Genomic DNA, 16,214 nt, shown 5'->3' with positions numbered 1-16,214 from the left:
TTAGTACCGGTTTACAGGCAGAATCATCATTTCGGCAATTTGAACATGGGCAGGCTGGTCCAAGGCGAACACGATCGAGCGGGCAATATCGGCCGGCTCGAGCGCCATTCTGAACTGGTCGAAATAGTCCTTTTCCTTCTGCTTGTCGCCGCGGTAGCGGGTCAGGATGATGTTGGTCCGGGTGAGACCGGGCTGAAGCTCGGTGACCCGAATCGCGGTTTCGGCAAGCTCACCCCTGAGGGTCTCAGTGAACATGTGCACGCCGGCCTTGCTGGTGCTGTAGGCCGCCATATCAGGCACGATACGTACGGCGTTAATCGAGCTGATGTTGACGATATGGCCGGCGTTGCGCTCGACCATATCCGGCAGAATAGCGCGCGTGATGCGCATCAGTCCGATCAGGTTGGTCTGGATGATGTTGGACCAATCGTCGGCAGACCCGGCGTCGAAGCGCGTCCGGCCGCCGATGTCATGTCCGGCATTGTTGATGAGGACATCGACCGGTTTGAAATGGCCGGGAATAGCATCCGGCAGACTATCCACATCCTTGGGATCGCTGACATCCAGCTGGATCGGAAACACCTTGTTGCCGCCCGTAGCGGCGAGTTCCTGCAGCGCCCCGGCGTCGCGATCGACCAGCACGACGCGGCGGCCGCTGTCCAACAGCGCCTTGGTGATGGCGCGCCCCATGCCGCCGGCAGCGCCGGTCAGGACGACGGTCTGGCCCGATTGTTCAGTCATGGCAGCACTCCCATTCAAATTGTTCTCATGCGACCGACCAGCCGCCGTCGATCGGCAGGCTGGCTCCGGTGATATCGTTCGCGGCGGGACCACAGAGAAAGACGACCATGGCCGCGACGGCGTCCATTCCGACGAAGCGCTGCGTCGGCTGGCGCTCGCCGAGATACTCGCGGGTGACGTCGTCGACCTCGCGACCGCTGTTCGTTGCCATCGTCGCGATCTTGTTCAGGATTGCCGGCGTCGGCAGCGTGCCGGGGCACAGAGTGTTGCAGGTGATGCCGCTGCGGGCGGTTTCGATGGCCACCGCGCGGGTCAAGCCGAGAATCGCCGTCTTGGTGGTGACGTAATCGATGCGGTCCTCGACCGCGCGGCTCGAATAGATCGAGCCCATGTTGATGATCCGGCCCCAGCCGCGCTGCTTCATGGCAGGCAAGGCAAGGCGGATCAGGTGGAACGGCGCTGACAAGTTCACGGCGAGCGCCTGATCCCAGCGATCGGGTGGAAACTGTTCGATGGCCGAGAAATGCCTGACAACCGCGTTGTTGACGAGAATATCGATGGCGCCGCAGCGGTCGAGCAGGTCGGCCATCATGGTCTCGATGGCGTCGCGCCGGACCAGGTCGGCCGCGGCGGGGATGACCTCGACGCCGAAGCGGGTGCGGAGATCGTCCGCGGCCTGCTTCGGCGCAACGAGATCATGAAGGACAATATTCGCCCCCGCGCCGGCCAAGCCCTCGGCCACGGCGAGGCCAAGGCCTGCCGTCGCACCGGTCACGAGCGCCCATTTGTCCTTCATCGCAGCCGCGCTCCGTTACTTCTTATCGAGCTCGGCGAAGACTTCCTTCGCGTTCCGGAACGCGTCCACGCCGGCCGGCACACCGCAATAGATCGCGACCTGCATGAAGACCTCGCGGATCTCCTCGCGGGTTGCGCCGTTGGCGAGCGCGCCGCGGACGTGGGTCTTCAGCTCGTGCGGCCGGTTGAGCGCGCAGAGCATCGCAAGATTGAGGAAGCTGCGAGTCTTCCGCGTTAGGCCTTCGCGCCCCCAGACGTAGCCCCAGCAATACTCCGTGGTGAGATCCTGCATGGGCCGGTTGAAGTCGTCCGCGGATGCGATCGCCTTGTCGACGAACTCGTTGCCGAGCACGCTTTTGCGGATTTCGAGACCGCGGTCGTAGGTCGCCTTGTCCATTCTGTTCTCCGTTTCTCCTTCGGGCGGTATCAGCTCTCAGCTCAGCTCTCACCTTAGCTCTTGGGCCAGAACGGCTTTGCCAGCGCGAGCTCGGGCGGGAACACCGTCACCGGTACGCCGGATTGCCACTGCACGATGGTCATCCCGGCGCCGACGCGGCGGCCCTTCTCGTCGAACTTGATCTCACCGAGCGGGTAATACTTCGAAGGGCCTGCATCCATCGTGCGCAGGGCTTCGCCGACGGCGACCCGGTCGGCCTTGCCGGCCTTCTCCAGCGCGTCCTTGATCACCCACATGTCGCCATAGGTGGAGATCGCGTTCTGCGTCATCCACGGCTCTTTGTAGCGCGTCTTCAATTCCGCGATCAGCGCCTCGTGGCCCTTGGCGCCCCAGCTCGCAACGCAGGTCAGGACCCCCTGGAGCAGTTCGGGGCTCACGGTCTGCAGCATGTCCGGCTCGGCGATGGCGATGCCGAATGAGATCGTCGGAATCTTGCCTTGGCCGAGACCGAACTCGTTCATCTTCTCGAGCAGGAGCTTGGCATCGGAGATAACAGTCGGCAGGAAGAAGAGCAGATCGGGTTTCGCCGAGCGAATCTTCTGCACCAGCGATGTCGCATCCGCCAGCGGGGGGGTGAACGTCTCGTCGACGATCAGCTGCAGCTGGTTCTCGGCCAGCAGGCCCTCGCGCATCGATTTCGCCGAGGCGATCGACGCGGCCGTGTTGTCGGTGAGGATCGCGACCGTCTTCGGCCGTTTGCCCGACGCCGTTTCCGCCAGCTTGATAATCTGCGGCAGGGCCTGACGGGCCTGCGAGCCTGCCGTCGCCGAGGTCTGGAACACGTATTTAAAGCCACGATCGGTGATCAGGTCAGAGTAGGAGAGGGTGAGGACGGGCAGGTTGGCGCGCTCGGTGACCTCGGTCACCGCGAGCGTGAACGACGACAGATAGGCGCCGCTGGCAGCGACCAGATCGCTCTCCTGCGCGACCATGCGCTGGGCCGCGTTCTTGGCCTTCTCGGTGGAGTCGCCGGAATCGAGCACCACGAGCTTCAGCTTGGCGCCGCCAAGCGCCTTGATGCCACCTTGCGCGTTGATGTGTTCGACCGCCATCTCGGCGCCGTGACGCATCACCGTACCCGGGCGGGCGTACATGCCGGAGATCGGCACTAGGAGGCCGACCCTCACTTCCGCAGGTTGCTGGGCCCAGGCGCGAGATGCGATCAGCGTGCTGGACGCGCCGGCAAGCAGCGTTCGTCGACTTAGCGTGAATTTACTCATGACAAATCTTCCTCCCTGAAAAATTGCGCGATGCTATTTCTTCGGCCAGAACGGCTGTGCCTGCGCGAGTTCGGGCGGATAGACGGTGACCGGCACGCCCGATTGCCATTGCACGATGACGACGCCGGCGCCGATCCTGCGGCCCTTCTCGTCGAACTTGAGCTGGCCGCCCGGATAATATTTCGACGGGCCGGCATCCATGGTGCGGAAGGCCTGCGCGACCGCATTGCGGTCGGCCTTGCCGGCCTTTTCCAGGGCTTCCTTCATCAGCCACATGTCGCCGTAGGTCGAGATGACGTTCTGCGTCATCCAAGGCTCCTTGTATTTGGCCTTGAGCTCGGCGATCAGCGCCTCGTGGCCCTTCGAGCCCCAATTGGCGACGATGGTCATGATGCCCTGCACGGTCTCCGGGCTGACGCTCTGGAGCATGTCCGGCTCGGCGATAGTGATGCTGAAGGACACGGTCGGGATCTTGCCCTGGCCGAGGCCGAACTCGCTGATCTTCTCCAGCCCGAGCTTGGCGTCCGACACCGCGTTCGGCATGAACAACAGCAGATCTGGCTTAGCCGAGCGAACCTTCTGGATCAGCGGCGTCGCATCCGACAGCGGCGGGGTCCAGACCTCCTCCACGACGAGCTGGAGGCCTTCCTGCGCGAACAGTCTTTCCTTCAGCGCCTTCGCGGTGGCAACCGAAGTCGCGGTGTTGTCCATCAGCATCGCGACGGTCTTCGGCTTTTTGCCGGAGGCGTTCTCGGCGAGCTTCATCAGAGTCGGCAGGCCGAGCTCGGACTGGCGGCTTGCGGTCGCGGCGGTCTGGAAGATGTATTTGAAGCCGCGATCGGTCAGAAGGTCCGAATAGGACAGCGTCAGCACCGGCAGCTCGGCACGCTCGGTCACCTCGGTGACCGCAAGCGTGAAGGACGACAGGTAGGAGCCGGTCGCGGCGACCAGGTCTGGCTCCTGCGCCACCATGCGCTGCGCCGCGTTCTTGGCCTTCTCGGTGGTGTCGCCGCAGTCGATCACGACCAGTTTCAGCTTGGCGCCGCCGAGCGCCTTGATGCCGCCCTGCGCATTGATGTGCTCGATGCCCATCTCGGCGCCCATCTTCATCACCTGACCGGGGCGGGTATAGATGCCCGACAGCGGCACGATCAGCCCGACCTTGATCTCGGCCGGTGTCTGCGCGCGTGCAACGCCGGCAAGCCCCACGGCGGCAGCGCCGGACAGCACGGTTCGGCGCGTGAGTCCCTTCGATGTCTTTTTCATTGTTTTCTCTCCCTAGTCATTTGTTCTTGTCGTCACATGCCAAGATAGGCCTTGCGCACGCGATCGTCGGCGCGCAGCGTGTCGTTGTTGCCCTCGAGCACGACGCGCCCGGCTTCGAGGACGTAGCCATGATCCGCCGATTCCAGCGCTTCGGCGACGCGCTGCTCAACCAGCAGCATGGTCAGGCCGGATTGACGGCGGATCTCGATCAGGCGCTCGAAGATGAAGTCGGCGGTCGAAGGCGCCAGGCCCATCGAGGGCTCGTCGAGCATCAACAGCTTCGGCGAGGAGGCGAGGCCGCGGCCGATCGCGAGCATCTGCTGCTGGCCACCGGACATCGTGCCCGCGAACTGGTTGCGGCGTTCCTTCAGCACCGGCAGCCACTCGAAGATGCGCTCGATGTTGCTCTGCCAGTCGCGCCGGCCGCTCTCGGTCATCGCGCCCATTTCCAGGTTCTCCATCACGGTGAGAGACGGGAAGACCTGCCGGCCCTCGGGAACGTGGGCGATGCCGAGATGGGGGCGCTGCGGCGGCGGCACGGCGAGCAGATCGACGCCGTCGAAGGTGATGGCCCCGCCGCTCGGCTTGACGATGCCGGAGATCGTCTTGAAAAGCGTGGTCTTGCCGGCGCCGTTTGGCCCGACGATCGCGACAAACTCGCCGGCGCCGACATTGATCGAGATGTCGTTCAGGACGGGTTTGGCGGAATAGCCCGCGCTCAATCCCTCAATTCGCAGCATGGCCCACCCATTTCTTGCCGAGATAGGCCTCGATCACGCGATTGTCGCGCGTTACCACTTCCGGCAGGCCTTCCGTGATGACGGCGCCGTGGTCGAGCACGACGAACCTGTCGACCAGGCGGACCATCGCCTGCATCGTGTGCTCGATGATCGCGATGGTCGTGCCGTCGCGCGCGAGCTGCTGAATCACGGCGACGACCTCGTCCGCCTCGCCGTGGCCGAGGCCCGCGAGCGTCTCGTCGAGCAGCAGGATGCGCGGCTGGCCGGCAATCGCGCGGGCCAGCTCCATCAGCCGCAGCTCCTTCGTCGAAAGCTCGCCGGCCACGCGGTCGGCAACCGCAGAGAGACCGACGCGGGCGACCGCGTCGGCAGCAAGCTTGCGCGCGTCCTCGTCGGACCGCGCCCGCACATAGGCGCCGACCACGACATTGTCGAGGATCGACATGCGCAGGAACGGCCGCATGACCTGGAAGGTGCGGCCGATGCCGGCCTCGCAGATCACGTGCGGCCGTTGACCGGACATGTTGCGACCGCCGATCAAGACTTCGCCCTCGCTCGGCTTCAGGAAGCCGTTGAGGAGATTAAACAGCGTCGTCTTGCCGGCGCCGTTGGGGCCGATGATGCCGAGGATCTCGTTCTGGTGCAGCTTGAAGCTGACATTCTGCACCGCCTTGAGACCCCCGAACGAACGCGAGAGGTTCTTGACCTCGAGCATGACCTCGCCGGCGGCCGCACGCTGCTGCGAGGCGGGCTTCAGCGCGGTGACGTTGGCGACCGCTGTTTCGGGGACGTCAGCCGCAGCCGACTTCGGCGCCATCCGCTTGCGTAACAGATCGCGCAGCTTCCAGAACAGGCCCTCCGGCGCCAGCAGGATGACGCAAACGATGGCGAAGCCGAAGATGACGCCCTGGATGCCGGGGAAGCGGTCGCCGGCCTCGGCATGCAGGACCTCAGCGAGCGGAATCAGGATCACCGAGCCGATCACCGGACCCCAGACCGTGCCGACGCCGCCGAACATGGCGACGGTCAGTGCCTGGGCCGACACCAGCATGCCGAACACCGATTGCGGCGTCACGACCAGCAGCACCTGGGCGTAGAAACCGCCGATCGCTGCGGCGATGGCGCCGCTCAGCGTGATCGCGCGCAGCTTCCACGCGAGTGTGTTGATGCCGGCCGCCTCGGCCGCGGCCTCGTTCTGCTTGATCGCGAGCAGCGCCATGCCGAAGCGGGAACGCTCGATCACTTGCGTCAGCACGATGGTCGCCAGCATGATCGCGAGCCCCAGCAGCGTGTAGATGTGCGGGTCGGAGAACTGCATGTAGGCGATCGGCGCATTGCGCTTGATCGGAAGCGTCACCTCCTGGAAGCCGAGCCACTCGAACACGTAGAGGATGGCGAGCGGGTAGGCGAGCATCGCCAGGGCGAAGTAATGGCCCTGGAGGCGGAAGGTCGGAAACCCGATCAGGAGCCCGGCGACGCCGCCGAGCACGGCGGCGACGGGAATCAGCAGCCAGGGGGAGATGTCGAAGTAGATCTGGCCGAGCGCGGTCGCATAGGCGCCGATACCGAAGAACGCGGCGTGGCCGAACGAGATCAATCCGGTGTAGCCGCTGAGCAGGTTCCAGGACAGGCCGAACACCGCCCATACCGGCACCAGCGTCAGGATCAGCTGGTAATAGGAGTTAGTGACGCCGAGCGAGAGCGCAGCATAGGCGAGAGTGAAGAGCAGGGGAGGCAGAAAGGAGCGCATCCGGAGCATGGTCACGTTCTCTCCACCATCCGTCCGAAGAAGCCTTGCGGACGGAAGAAGATGATCAGGAGGAAGACTGCGAAGATCGCTGCGTTCTGCAATTGCGTCGGCAGGATCAGCGTCGACATCTGCTGCACGAGGCCGATGGTCATGCCGCCCCAGAACGCGCCGATGATGCTGCCCATGCCGCCAAGCACCACGCCCGCATACATGACGATGACGTATTCGAGGCCGACGAACGGGTGGAACGGATAGTTTGTGGCGAGGAGACCACCCGCGATTGCCGTGATGCCGCAGCCGAGCGCGAAGGCGGTGCGGTGCGCCCGGTCGACGTCGATACCCATATAGGTCGCGGCGGTCGGATTGTCGGCCGCCGCCCGGAGCGACTTTCCGATCCGCGTGCGCGTGATCAGCAGCGAGAGCAGGATCATCATGATCAGCGAAACGATCATGTCGATGCTGCGCGCCTTGTTGAGGAAGATGCTCATGTCGAAGAAGGGACCGAGCTCCCAGGCCGAGCTCGACAGCGGTGTGCGGATCGAGGCGAGCACCGAGCCGAACACGAGGAGGCCGCCGTTCTGGAGGATCAGCGCGATGCCGAGCGTGAGGATGAGCTGCGCGTAGTGGCCTTCGCCTTCCAGCGAGGCGGTGCGCGTCCCGGAGACGTGCGAGATCAGTGCCCGGTGGACGAAGTAGCCGAATACAGCGAGCACGGGGCCGGCCAGCAGGATAGCGACGAACGGTCCGACGGCATTGCCAAAGAACGATTGAACGCCGGCGGCGGTGAATAGATAGAAGGCGGTGTACATGCCGAGCATCATGAAATCGCCATGGGCGAAGTTGATGACGCGCATGACGCCGAAGATCAGGCCGAGCCCGACACACATCAGGCCGTAGACGGCGCCGATCAGAAGGCCCGCGGCGAGCGCTTGCAGAAATCCTTCCATCAGCTTCGCCTCCGCGCGGCTGACGAACCTAAGCGGGTCTCGAAATCGACCATGTTTCCCCCGTACTCTCCGGCACTTCTTATGATGCCGATCGTAAAACCCGTTCCGCCGTATCCAGGCGGCATTGCGCTGCGATGTCGCCGGCATTGCCGAGCCGTTCGCTGCTCTCGATGAGTTGCTCGAGCCGGTGCGCGCGGTCATCGCCGAGAAAGCGGCTGGCGGCAGCGCGGAAGCGCGCGCGAATATCTGAAGGCGTTGCGGCAATGACGTCGGGCAAAGCGTGCCGAACCGTGCGGCCGTCGCGCAGATGGACGGTCACCTCCGCACCCTGCTTGGCGGGGAAGGTGGCGGTGTAGCTGGCATCGACCTCGAGGTCCGTGACCGAAACCAGGCGGATGATGTCGGCATTGCCGAGCTCGGCGTAGTTCTCTTCCTCGATCTCACCCCGCGCCAGCGTCGCCGCGACGCTGAAGGGAATGCTCATCTTGGCCTGCAGCGCATTGCGGTAGGGCCCCATGGAATCGCAGCCGGGATAGCGAACCGCAGCATCGGGAGCGCGAATGACGACGCGGTCGATCTCATCGGTGCCGGCGAGCTCGTGCGAGACGCGGAGCGCGGCCTGGGCGGCGGTCTGCGCGAAATTGCAGGCCGGGACCGGCTTGTTGTAGACCGCCATGATCTCGCACTCGCCGCCAGGGAAGATCGCGATGCTGTCGGGCGCAGCCTGGCGGCGATAGGCGGCAAACAGACCGGCCTCGCCTTCGATGATGGTTTCGGAGCCAAAGGCGCCGGCTGCGGCCAGCCCGATCGCCTTGATCGCGTTGCTGGCGGCAAAGCCCGGATGGAAATACATGTCGGAGCCGCCGGCATGCGGCCACTCGTTCAGCCCGCTGGACGTGTTGGCAGCGATCGCGACGGCGCTGGTCGCTGCGTCCTCGGACAGGCCGAACGCAAAGCTTCCGGCGAGCGCCGCGCCCAACGGGGCCACGAGGCCGGTCGGACGATAGAGGCGAGCAAGATCGGAGGTCAGCAACGCGCGGCCGATCCGTGCGCCGGTCTCATAGCCGATGATGGCGGCCGCGAGCAGCTTCGCGCCGTGCAGCGGCGCCTGTTCGGACAGCGCGAGCAATGTCGGCCAGATCACGACGCCGTGGTGCGCGATGCTGGCGGCGTGCATGTCTTCCCGCACGAGACCGTGCCCCATTACGGCATTGGCGAACGCCGCGTCGGCCGGCGAGGAGAGTTGCGACGTCCCGATGATGGTTGCGCAGCCGCCGTCGTGGGTGATTTGAACCGCCTGGCGGCTCCAGGGATGCTGGGAGGCCTCGAAGGCGCAGGAGAGGAAGTCCAGCAGACAGAGCTTGGCCTTAGCAACGACTTGGGGCTCGAAATCACCGAGGTCAACAGCAAGTGCGCTACGCGCCATCAGGCGCGCGAGCGATACCTTGCCGGATCCGGTCAAGCCGTTCGTCATCGCAAGTTGTTCTCCCTCTAGCGCTCAGCCGCGCATCTCGACCCCGGCCCACTCCTCGAGCACCTTGGCGATCGAGGTGAAATCGGATGACGCGCCGTATTTGGCGTTGGTGATCGCCAGCATCTGCCGCACGACAGCGCCGCAGACCATTGGCACGCCCATAGCCTCGGCCTCGTCTACGCAGAGACGGACGTCCTTGTAGGAAAGGCCGGTGGTGAAGCCGAAATCGAACGTGCCGGGCAGCACCGAGCGGGGAAATTTGTCTTCGGAAGCGCTGTTGCGGCCGCTGCTGGCATTGATGATGTCGATCAACACCTTGGCGTTGACGCCGCCCTTGACGCCCATGGCGACGGCTTCCGACGTGATCACCAGCGCCGCCGCCGCCATCAGGTTGTTGGCGAGCTTGGCCGTCTGCGCCACACCGGGCTTGTCGCCGGTATAGAACAGCTTGCCGAAGTTCTTCAGGATCGGCTGCACGGTCTCGTAGGTCGGCTGCGGGCATGACACCATCACGGCAAGGGTGCCGTTGACTGCGCCCTTGATGCCGCCGCTGACGGGCGCATCGACCAGCGTCATGCCTTTGGTTTTCAAACCTTCCGCGACGAACTTGGCCGCGCCAGGACCCGAGGTCGAGAGGTCGACCACGATCTTCGCGCGGTTGCCGCTGCTGATGCCATCCTGGCCGAGCGTCACCGCCTTGACGATATCAGGCGTCGGCAGGCTTGCGAGCACGATGTCGGCGCGGGAGGCGACGTCCGCCGGCGACTGGCCGAGGAGAGCGCCGCGCTTGACCAGCGGCTGAGTTGCGTCGCTCTGCGTGTCGTAGACGACGAGCGAATAGCCCGCGTCCATCAATCGCCCCGCCATGGGGCCGCCCATGCGGCCCGTTCCGATCACGCCGAGCGTTTCTCCCGCCATCGTTCACTCCCTGTCGCGCGGTCCCCTGATGGGCGCGCCGTCTTGATCTTGTCGTTGCCTTGGCCAGACGGCCTGGACGACCGCCGTCATTGCGGCGGCGGGGATCCCGCGCCAGCGGCCGGATTGTTATGATTGTCAGACAAGCTGTCAAGCATAACATTTGGGGTCGACAGTTTGCCGCGGATCGGCATAAGGTCCGAGAAAACGAGGAAGCGACCCGCGTGCCGCAACACCAAATTCCAAGCGTGAGCAAGATCCTCGCCGATTTCGTCGCGTCCGCGTCATGGACGGACGTGGAAGCGCAGAGCCTTGAGGCGCGGCGCTCGATCCTCAACTTCTTCGCAACGGCCCTCGGCTCGGCGCGCGATCCGGTAGTGATGGCTGCGATGCGAACCTTGTCGCCGTTCAGCGGCGCGGCGACTGCAACGGTCATCGGTCATTCACAGCAAATGGACGCGATGTGCGCATCGTTCCTCAACGCCGTCTCGGCCAATCTGCTCGATTTCGACGATACGCATCCCGAGACGATCATCCATCCGGCGGCACCAGTCGCAGCGCCCGTGCTGGCGCTTGCGGAGACGCGCAGGCTGTCGGGCCGCGAGGTGCTGACAGCGTTCATCCTCGGAGTGGACATCGAGTGCCGGATCGGCAATGCCGTCTCGCCGCGCCACTATGCGCGCGGCTGGCACATCACCTCGACCTGCGGCATTTTTGGCGCCGCGGCGGCTTGTGCAAAACTACTTGGCCTGCCCGCGGAGGGGATTACCAACGCCATCGGCCTCGCCGCAAGCCAGTCCGCGGGCAATGTCGAGAACCTGCCGAGCGCCGCCAAGAATGTCAGCGTGGGCAACGCAGCGCGCAACGGATTGTTCGCTGCATTGCTGGCACAGCAGGGTTATGAGGCGGCCCCGCGCGCCATTGAAGGTCCGCTCGGCTGGGCCCGTACCATGGGTGATGAGCCGGATGTTGCTCGCCTGCTGAATGGGCTTGGCAAGACCTGGGAGATCGCCAAGAATACGTACAAGCCTTATCCTGCCGGCATCGTCTTCCATTCGGTCATCGATGCCTGTCTGAAACTGCGGGAGCAGATTGGCCGGAGGCTCGACCAGATTGACGCCGTGACCGTCGAAGGCTCGGCGCTGCTGCTTGCCCGCGGCGATCGCCCGGTCAACAACGCGCGCGATGCGCGCGTCAGTATCCATCATTGTGTGGCATCTGGCTTGCTGCTCGGCAGGGCCGGGGTCGCTGAATTTGCCAGCGAGACGGTGGTCCGGCCCGAGATCGCGCAGCTGCGGCAGAAGGTGAGGGCGGAGCGCGATGACCAGATGCCCGATGGCGCCGCGCGGGTCGCCGTGCGGCTGTCGTCCGGTGAAGTCATCACCGAGACTGTCGTCTCGCCGCGCGGCAGCCTGGCCGCTCCGCTCGCAGACCGCGATCTGGAAGCCAAGCTGCGCGAGGGCGTGCGGACCGGACAAAGCGACTGGAGCGCGGACCGCGTCATCGACGCGGTCCGGCGGCTCGACACGGTGGATGACATCGCCGAGCTCCTGGAATCGCTACGACCGCCGCGATAGCGCTGGACAATCGCCAACTCGAATCTCTCAAGACCTGAAAGGGACGATCATGAGCAAGACCGAACTGTTCGAAAAAGGCCTCAAGGTACGCAAAGAGGTGCTCGGTGAGGACTACGTCAACAAGTCGATCGCCGGTGCGGACGAGTTCACGCGCACGATGGCGGAGTGGTCCACGGAGTTCTGCTGGGGCGCGCTGTGGACCCGGCCCGGCGTCGACCGGCGCACGCGCTCGATCGTCAATCTGGCGATGCTCGGTGCGCTGAACCGGCCGCACGAGCTGAAGCTTCACGTCAAGGGTGCGCTGAAAAATGGCCTGACCAAGGAGGAGATCAAGGAGATCCTGCTCCAGGTCGCCGTCTATTGCGGCGTGCCCGCCGGCATCGATGCCTTCCGCAATGCGCGTGAGGCCTTTAACGAGGTCGACGCTGCCGGCTCCTGAACGAGGGTGCCATGGCTGACCCGGAATACGAACTCTTCGCCATCCGCTACGCAACGCGGGACGCGCAGCGGAGCGAGCACTTCATCGGCGGCGATCCGCATGACGGGCCGATGCCGATGGACTATTTCATGTGGCTGGCGCGGGGAGGTGGGCGCACCTTCGTCATCGATACCGGGTTCAACGCCGAAATTGCGGAGCAGCGCAGGCGGACATTCCTGCGCTGTCCGGTGGAGACGCTGGCCGCGTTCGACATCGGCCCTGCCGACGTCGGGGATGTGATTCTCACTCATCTACACTACGACCATGCCGGCAATTTCGACCGGTTTCCGAACGCGCGGTTTCATCTCCAGGAGCGCGAGCTTGCCTACGCCACCGGGCGGTACATGCAATATCCGCGTCTGTCGCATTCCTTCGAGGTGGAGGACGTCTGCGGCATCGTGCGGCTGAACTATGCGCGCCGGGTGCTGTTCTACGATGGCGATGCCGCGATCGCTCCCGGGCTGACGGTCCATGCGGCCGGCGGACATTCCGCCGGGCTTCAATTCGTCCGGGTCAACACGCGCCGCGGTCCGGTCGTGCTCGCTTCCGACGTCAGTCATTTCTACGAAAACCTGACCAGCGAGCGTCCCTTTACGACGGCGTTTCATGTCGGCGACATGCTGGTGGGGTTCGACAAGCTGCGCGCTGCGGCACCGGATGCGGACCACATCGTCCCAGGTCATGATCCACTGGTCATGAAGCTTTATCCCGCCGCGGGACCGGAGCTGAAGGGCGTCGCTGTTCGCCTCGATGTCGCACCGTCTGGTGCTGCTCCTATGTAGGGCGCCGCGCCGCAAAGTCGATTTAAGGAAGCGATTTTCGATTTTCACCAGCGCTGCTCCGGGAAACCATTGACAGGGAGGACGCGACGGACGTCTCGTCATCACGGATTTCGGCGAAGAGAATGGCTACGTCCGCACCGGCTTCAAAGAGCATGGGACCGGCGACATGCCGAGCAGGAGTTCGCAAATGATCATCGACCGCACAGCGGGCGTTTGCGGCGATCGATCAATGTTTCTAGTCAATTAATTATAAAAAATTAAATATTTTAAATCGCTTAGAATGCGATTATAATCGCGTCGTTGCCAGGGAGAGGCATCCCGAGTTGCGGGAGGTCATGAGGACGCGAGATGAATACGACCGCTAATCGCTGGACGAGCCGGGAAGATGAGCTTTTTCGAAGTTTGGTAAGTTCTCGAGCATCGTCGAGCTCTATCGCCCAGGCTTTGAATAGAACCGAAGATGAGTTGAAGAAGCGAGGCTATCGCCTCGGGTTGCCCTTGAAGTGGTTCAAGGCAGCCGGTGGCATACCCCGTCGTGTGCCAGGAAAGACCATGTTTTGCTCGACAGAGTAACGATTACCCACAGGGCAACATGAGCAAAGACCGACATGATGCTGTGCGCGTTCTGCAAATAAGGGCGGTCACTTGGCGGCCATCAGCTGGACCCGTCTTCATAGACCAAGGTTTCGAACGACAACCTGAAGCGCCCCTTGATGCGCCAGCGCAGGAGAATGCAACGCAGGAGCCGCTAGAGATCTTTCCGGAGGGCTGGTGGGCTTCGCCGTGAACAGTGGTTGGCTGACAGGCTGGCAATCTGGGTCCGGGCGTATCCACCTCGGAGGCACCAAGCGTGCTGCGGTGCTGCGGCCAAGGCGCGGCAACGAGCCGTGGCTATAGCTTAAGATATATATTCCATATTTTCGAATGGCTTAAACTTTGCATTATTTCGCTTCGTTGAGAAGGTGCGTTTCATGACGGTGCACTCATTGAGGGGCAGACACATTGCCACACTCAACAGGCTGTATTTCGAACAGACCCCAACCTTGCCAATTACAAGGCCGGAGAATGAGTGCATCCGAGCTCTTCCTTTAGCGAGCAGATTTAAACGGGCTTCCGATAATAACGAGTCGTGCTCGCTGAGCCGGCGAGGTGATCTACAGGCGAGATTGGACAGTGTTGAGCGTGAAATCGAAGTATACGTAAGAATCGAGAGAGAGGAGAAAGCTCGGTTCGATCGCGAGTCCTATTTGTGGACTGCAGAGGATCGAATTGAGTGGCAGGAAACACAACTTGGCAATGCAGAACGTCTTCGCGAACTCCTTAAAGAGCATAGCGATCTGCAAAGTGGCCTCGAAGGCAATAGTGTATGACCTCCAAGCTCATGGCAGGGAACCGGTAGTCCCTGGAGGCTCTTATGGGCAATATCAAAGAAGCTATTCTCCGCGCGATGCCGCAAATGCTGTTCTTTGTGGGGTACGCGGCTATTTTCTTGTTCGCGGTTCACCTCTACGTCTCGCTGATGTGGGGCAGAGGACCGTGAGTGAAGATCGTTGACGCGGTGTGTTTTCGCCTCCTGCGGCTGGTTCACGCCCTGTTGAGCGGGGCGTCGTCGCATGGACGTCCAAATGGTTGCGGTGTGAGCTTCTGCACCAGCGCCAGCCTTCATCCAACGTCGCTCAGTCCGCAAGTCATCAGCCAGCCGGGAGGCTTATGAAAGAGGCAGCACCGGCCGCCAATCGGCTACCAGTCACCGTGCTCAGTGGATTTCTGGGTGCGGGGAAGACGACATTGCTCAACCATGTGCTGAGCAATCGCGAGGGCCTCCGAGTTGCGGTCATCGTCAACGACATGAGTCAGTTGAATATAGACGCGGATCTGGTTCGTAACGGTGGGGCGAATCTGTCGCATACAACCGAAGCGCTCGTGGAACTTAGCAATGGTTGCATATGCTGCACGCTGCGCGGCGATCTCCTGCTGGAAGTCAGGCGATTGGCCGAAGAGCGGCGCTTTGACTACCTTCTGATCGAAGGTACCGGGATTTCTGAACCCCTTCCTGTCGCCGCAACTTTCTCCTTTCGCGACGAGGCCGGTGCCTCGCTCTCTGATCTTGCGAACCTTGATACAATGGTTACCGTCGTGGACGCCTTGAACCTGCTCGCCATGTATAACAGCCGCGAGCTGCTGCGCGACCACGGCGAGGTACGCGATCCCTCCGATGGACGTACGCTCGTTGATCTCCTGGTCGAGCAGATCGAGTTTGCTGACGTGGTTGTGATCAACAAAGTATCAGAAGCTACTGAGGTGGCGCGTGCGGAAATTCGCAAGCTCGTTGCCGCGCTCAATCCACGGGCGCGCCAAATCGAGACCGACTTCGGTGACGTTCCTCTCCGCACAATTCTCAACACCGGTCTCTTCGATGAAGCGAAGGCTGCGGCTCATCCTCTCTGGGACAAGGAGCTATACAGTCCCGATTCGCATGTTCCGGAAACCGAGGAGTACGGCATATCAAGTTTCGTCTACTTGGAAAGACGCCCGTTCGATCCCGTCAGCCTGTTGTCCTTTCTCAATAAGCCCTGGCCAGGCGTGATACGCGCCAAAGGACATTTCTGGCTTGCGACCCGACCGGATTGGGTGGGTGTTCTCTCCGTCGCAGGAATGCAGCGTCGATGCGAGCCCATGGGACATTGGTGGGCGACGGTCCCGAAGTCGGCGTGGCCAAGCCATCCTCAGGTCCAACAACATCTCGGTCACCAATGGGACGACACCTGGGGGGATCGCCGTCAGGAGCTTGTGTTTATCGGTTCAGGCATGGACGAAGCGTCCATTCGAGCCTCGCTGGATGCTTGCCTTGCCGATGCGGAGAATGGGTTCGAACCCCAGAGCTGGCGCAATCTCAGCGATCCCTTTCCGCCTTGGCATTATCCTGATCACGCAAGCTAGGCGGCGCCGGGGACGCTAGGTCAAAGCTCTCGATGGCGATCATGTGATCTGAAAAAACTTGATATTAAATAGTTAATATATTATTATATTCACTTTAATTCCACTTAACTGGGTTCCGATTGAATCTTTGGC

At 62.7% G+C, this 16,214-nt stretch carries 15 protein-coding genes; 5 read left to right on the top strand and 10 right to left on the bottom strand.

All coding sequences use genetic code 11. From position 1 onward, the window contains the following. The 10 genes from SE91_RS23235 to SE91_RS23190 form a co-directional block, all read right to left on the bottom strand. Positions 1–741 carry an SDR family oxidoreductase gene (locus SE91_RS23235; protein WP_061849261.1) on the bottom strand — a complete coding sequence of 247 codons (741 nt, stop codon included), beginning with the start codon at positions 739–741 and terminating at the stop codon, positions 1–3. A 25-nt stretch (positions 742–766) separates the two neighbouring features. Beyond that, positions 767–1,537, bottom strand: coding sequence for an SDR family oxidoreductase (locus SE91_RS23230; protein ID WP_061849260.1), 771 nt, complete (start codon positions 1,535–1,537; stop codon positions 767–769). A 15-nt stretch (positions 1,538–1,552) separates the two neighbouring features. Further along, positions 1,553–1,933, bottom strand: a complete 381-nt coding sequence (locus SE91_RS23225) for a carboxymuconolactone decarboxylase family protein (protein WP_008557226.1) — start codon at positions 1,931–1,933, stop codon at positions 1,553–1,555. A gap of 53 nt (positions 1,934–1,986) precedes the next feature. After that, positions 1,987–3,213: an ABC transporter substrate-binding protein gene (locus tag SE91_RS23220; protein ID WP_060735279.1), complete on the bottom strand. Its 1,227-nt coding sequence runs from the start codon at positions 3,211–3,213 to the stop codon at positions 1,987–1,989. Between the two features lie 33 nt (positions 3,214–3,246). Beyond that, a complete protein-coding gene (locus SE91_RS23215) occupies positions 3,247–4,479 on the bottom strand; it encodes an ABC transporter substrate-binding protein (protein WP_061849259.1) in 1,233 nt (410 codons plus the stop codon). A 32-nt stretch (positions 4,480–4,511) separates the two neighbouring features. Next, positions 4,512–5,219 (bottom strand): ABC transporter ATP-binding protein, encoded by a 708-nt coding sequence (locus tag SE91_RS23210; protein WP_024341826.1) that lies wholly within the window; start codon positions 5,217–5,219, stop codon positions 4,512–4,514. Then, the gene (locus tag SE91_RS23205; protein ID WP_197489576.1) at positions 5,206–6,978 is read right to left on the bottom strand and encodes a branched-chain amino acid ABC transporter ATP-binding protein/permease; all 1,773 of its coding nucleotides are present in this window, start codon (positions 6,976–6,978) and stop codon (positions 5,206–5,208) included. The genes SE91_RS23210 and SE91_RS23205 overlap by 14 nt, the downstream gene beginning before the upstream one ends. A 2-nt stretch (positions 6,979–6,980) precedes the next feature. Then, on the bottom strand, positions 6,981–7,916 hold the full coding sequence (locus tag SE91_RS23200; RefSeq protein WP_008557243.1) for a branched-chain amino acid ABC transporter permease: 936 nt from the start codon (positions 7,914–7,916) through the stop codon (positions 6,981–6,983). A 79-nt stretch (positions 7,917–7,995) separates the two neighbouring features. Further along, a complete protein-coding gene (locus SE91_RS23195; protein WP_061849257.1) occupies positions 7,996–9,390 on the bottom strand; it encodes an MmgE/PrpD family protein in 1,395 nt (464 codons plus the stop codon). A 24-nt stretch (positions 9,391–9,414) separates the two neighbouring features. Beyond that, complete coding sequence (locus SE91_RS23190) at positions 9,415–10,308, bottom strand: NAD(P)-dependent oxidoreductase (RefSeq protein WP_061849256.1); 894 nt, start codon at positions 10,306–10,308, stop codon at positions 9,415–9,417. An 89-nt stretch (positions 10,309–10,397) separates the two neighbouring features. On the opposite strand from SE91_RS23190, the gene SE91_RS23185 reads away from it, so the two are divergent. The 5 genes from SE91_RS23185 (at position 10,398) to SE91_RS23170 (ending at position 16,082) form a co-directional block, all read left to right on the top strand. After that, entirely contained in the window at positions 10,398–11,882 is a 1,485-nt protein-coding gene (locus tag SE91_RS23185) for an MmgE/PrpD family protein (RefSeq protein ID WP_245318503.1), read from the top strand. Between the two features lie 49 nt (positions 11,883–11,931). After that, positions 11,932–12,321 carry a carboxymuconolactone decarboxylase family protein gene (locus SE91_RS23180; protein ID WP_008557256.1) on the top strand — a complete coding sequence of 130 codons (390 nt, stop codon included), beginning with the start codon at positions 11,932–11,934 and terminating at the stop codon, positions 12,319–12,321. Positions 12,322–12,332: 11 nt separating this feature from the next. Then, positions 12,333–13,142: an N-acyl homoserine lactonase family protein gene (locus SE91_RS23175; RefSeq protein ID WP_061849254.1), complete on the top strand. Its 810-nt coding sequence runs from the start codon at positions 12,333–12,335 to the stop codon at positions 13,140–13,142. A gap of 1,414 nt (positions 13,143–14,556) precedes the next feature. Then, complete coding sequence (locus SE91_RS38080; RefSeq protein ID WP_283806271.1) at positions 14,557–14,682, top strand: hypothetical protein; 126 nt, start codon at positions 14,557–14,559, stop codon at positions 14,680–14,682. A gap of 170 nt (positions 14,683–14,852) precedes the next feature. Beyond that, the gene (locus SE91_RS23170) at positions 14,853–16,082 is read left to right on the top strand and encodes a GTP-binding protein (RefSeq protein WP_061849253.1); all 1,230 of its coding nucleotides are present in this window, start codon (positions 14,853–14,855) and stop codon (positions 16,080–16,082) included. Positions 16,083–16,214: the final 132 nt, after the last annotated feature.

The organism is Bradyrhizobium sp. DOA1, assembly GCF_001593325.1.
GTDB lineage: Bacteria > Pseudomonadota > Alphaproteobacteria > Rhizobiales > Xanthobacteraceae > Bradyrhizobium.
This window is presented reverse-complemented; position numbering and strand designations above follow the sequence as displayed.

What these genes read in the sequence shown, in the direction of transcription:
- SE91_RS23235 (WP_061849261.1), bottom strand. Translation starts at nt 741, where the DNA reads ATGACTGAACAATCGGGCCAGACCGTCGTCCTGACCGGCGCTGCCGGC.
- SE91_RS23230 (WP_061849260.1), bottom strand. Translation starts at nt 1,537, where the DNA reads ATGAAGGACAAATGGGCGCTCGTGACCGGTGCGACGGCAGGCCTTGGC.
- SE91_RS23225 (WP_008557226.1), bottom strand. Translation starts at nt 1,933, where the DNA reads ATGGACAAGGCGACCTACGACCGCGGTCTCGAAATCCGCAAAAGCGTG.
- SE91_RS23220 (WP_060735279.1), bottom strand. Translation starts at nt 3,213, where the DNA reads ATGAGTAAATTCACGCTAAGTCGACGAACGCTGCTTGCCGGCGCGTCC.
- SE91_RS23215 (WP_061849259.1), bottom strand. Translation starts at nt 4,479, where the DNA reads ATGAAAAAGACATCGAAGGGACTCACGCGCCGAACCGTGCTGTCCGGC.
- SE91_RS23210 (WP_024341826.1), bottom strand. Translation starts at nt 5,219, where the DNA reads ATGCTGCGAATTGAGGGATTGAGCGCGGGCTATTCCGCCAAACCCGTC.
- SE91_RS23205 (WP_197489576.1), bottom strand. Translation starts at nt 6,978, where the DNA reads ATGCTCCGGATGCGCTCCTTTCTGCCTCCCCTGCTCTTCACTCTCGCC.
- SE91_RS23200 (WP_008557243.1), bottom strand. Translation starts at nt 7,916, where the DNA reads ATGGAAGGATTTCTGCAAGCGCTCGCCGCGGGCCTTCTGATCGGCGCC.
- SE91_RS23195 (WP_061849257.1), bottom strand. Translation starts at nt 9,390, where the DNA reads ATGACGAACGGCTTGACCGGATCCGGCAAGGTATCGCTCGCGCGCCTG.
- SE91_RS23190 (WP_061849256.1), bottom strand. Translation starts at nt 10,308, where the DNA reads ATGGCGGGAGAAACGCTCGGCGTGATCGGAACGGGCCGCATGGGCGGC.
- SE91_RS23180 (WP_008557256.1), top strand. Translation starts at nt 11,932, where the DNA reads ATGAGCAAGACCGAACTGTTCGAAAAAGGCCTCAAGGTACGCAAAGAG.
- SE91_RS23175 (WP_061849254.1), top strand. Translation starts at nt 12,333, where the DNA reads ATGGCTGACCCGGAATACGAACTCTTCGCCATCCGCTACGCAACGCGG.
- SE91_RS38080 (WP_283806271.1), top strand. Translation starts at nt 14,557, where the DNA reads ATGGGCAATATCAAAGAAGCTATTCTCCGCGCGATGCCGCAAATGCTG.
- SE91_RS23170 (WP_061849253.1), top strand. Translation starts at nt 14,853, where the DNA reads ATGAAAGAGGCAGCACCGGCCGCCAATCGGCTACCAGTCACCGTGCTC.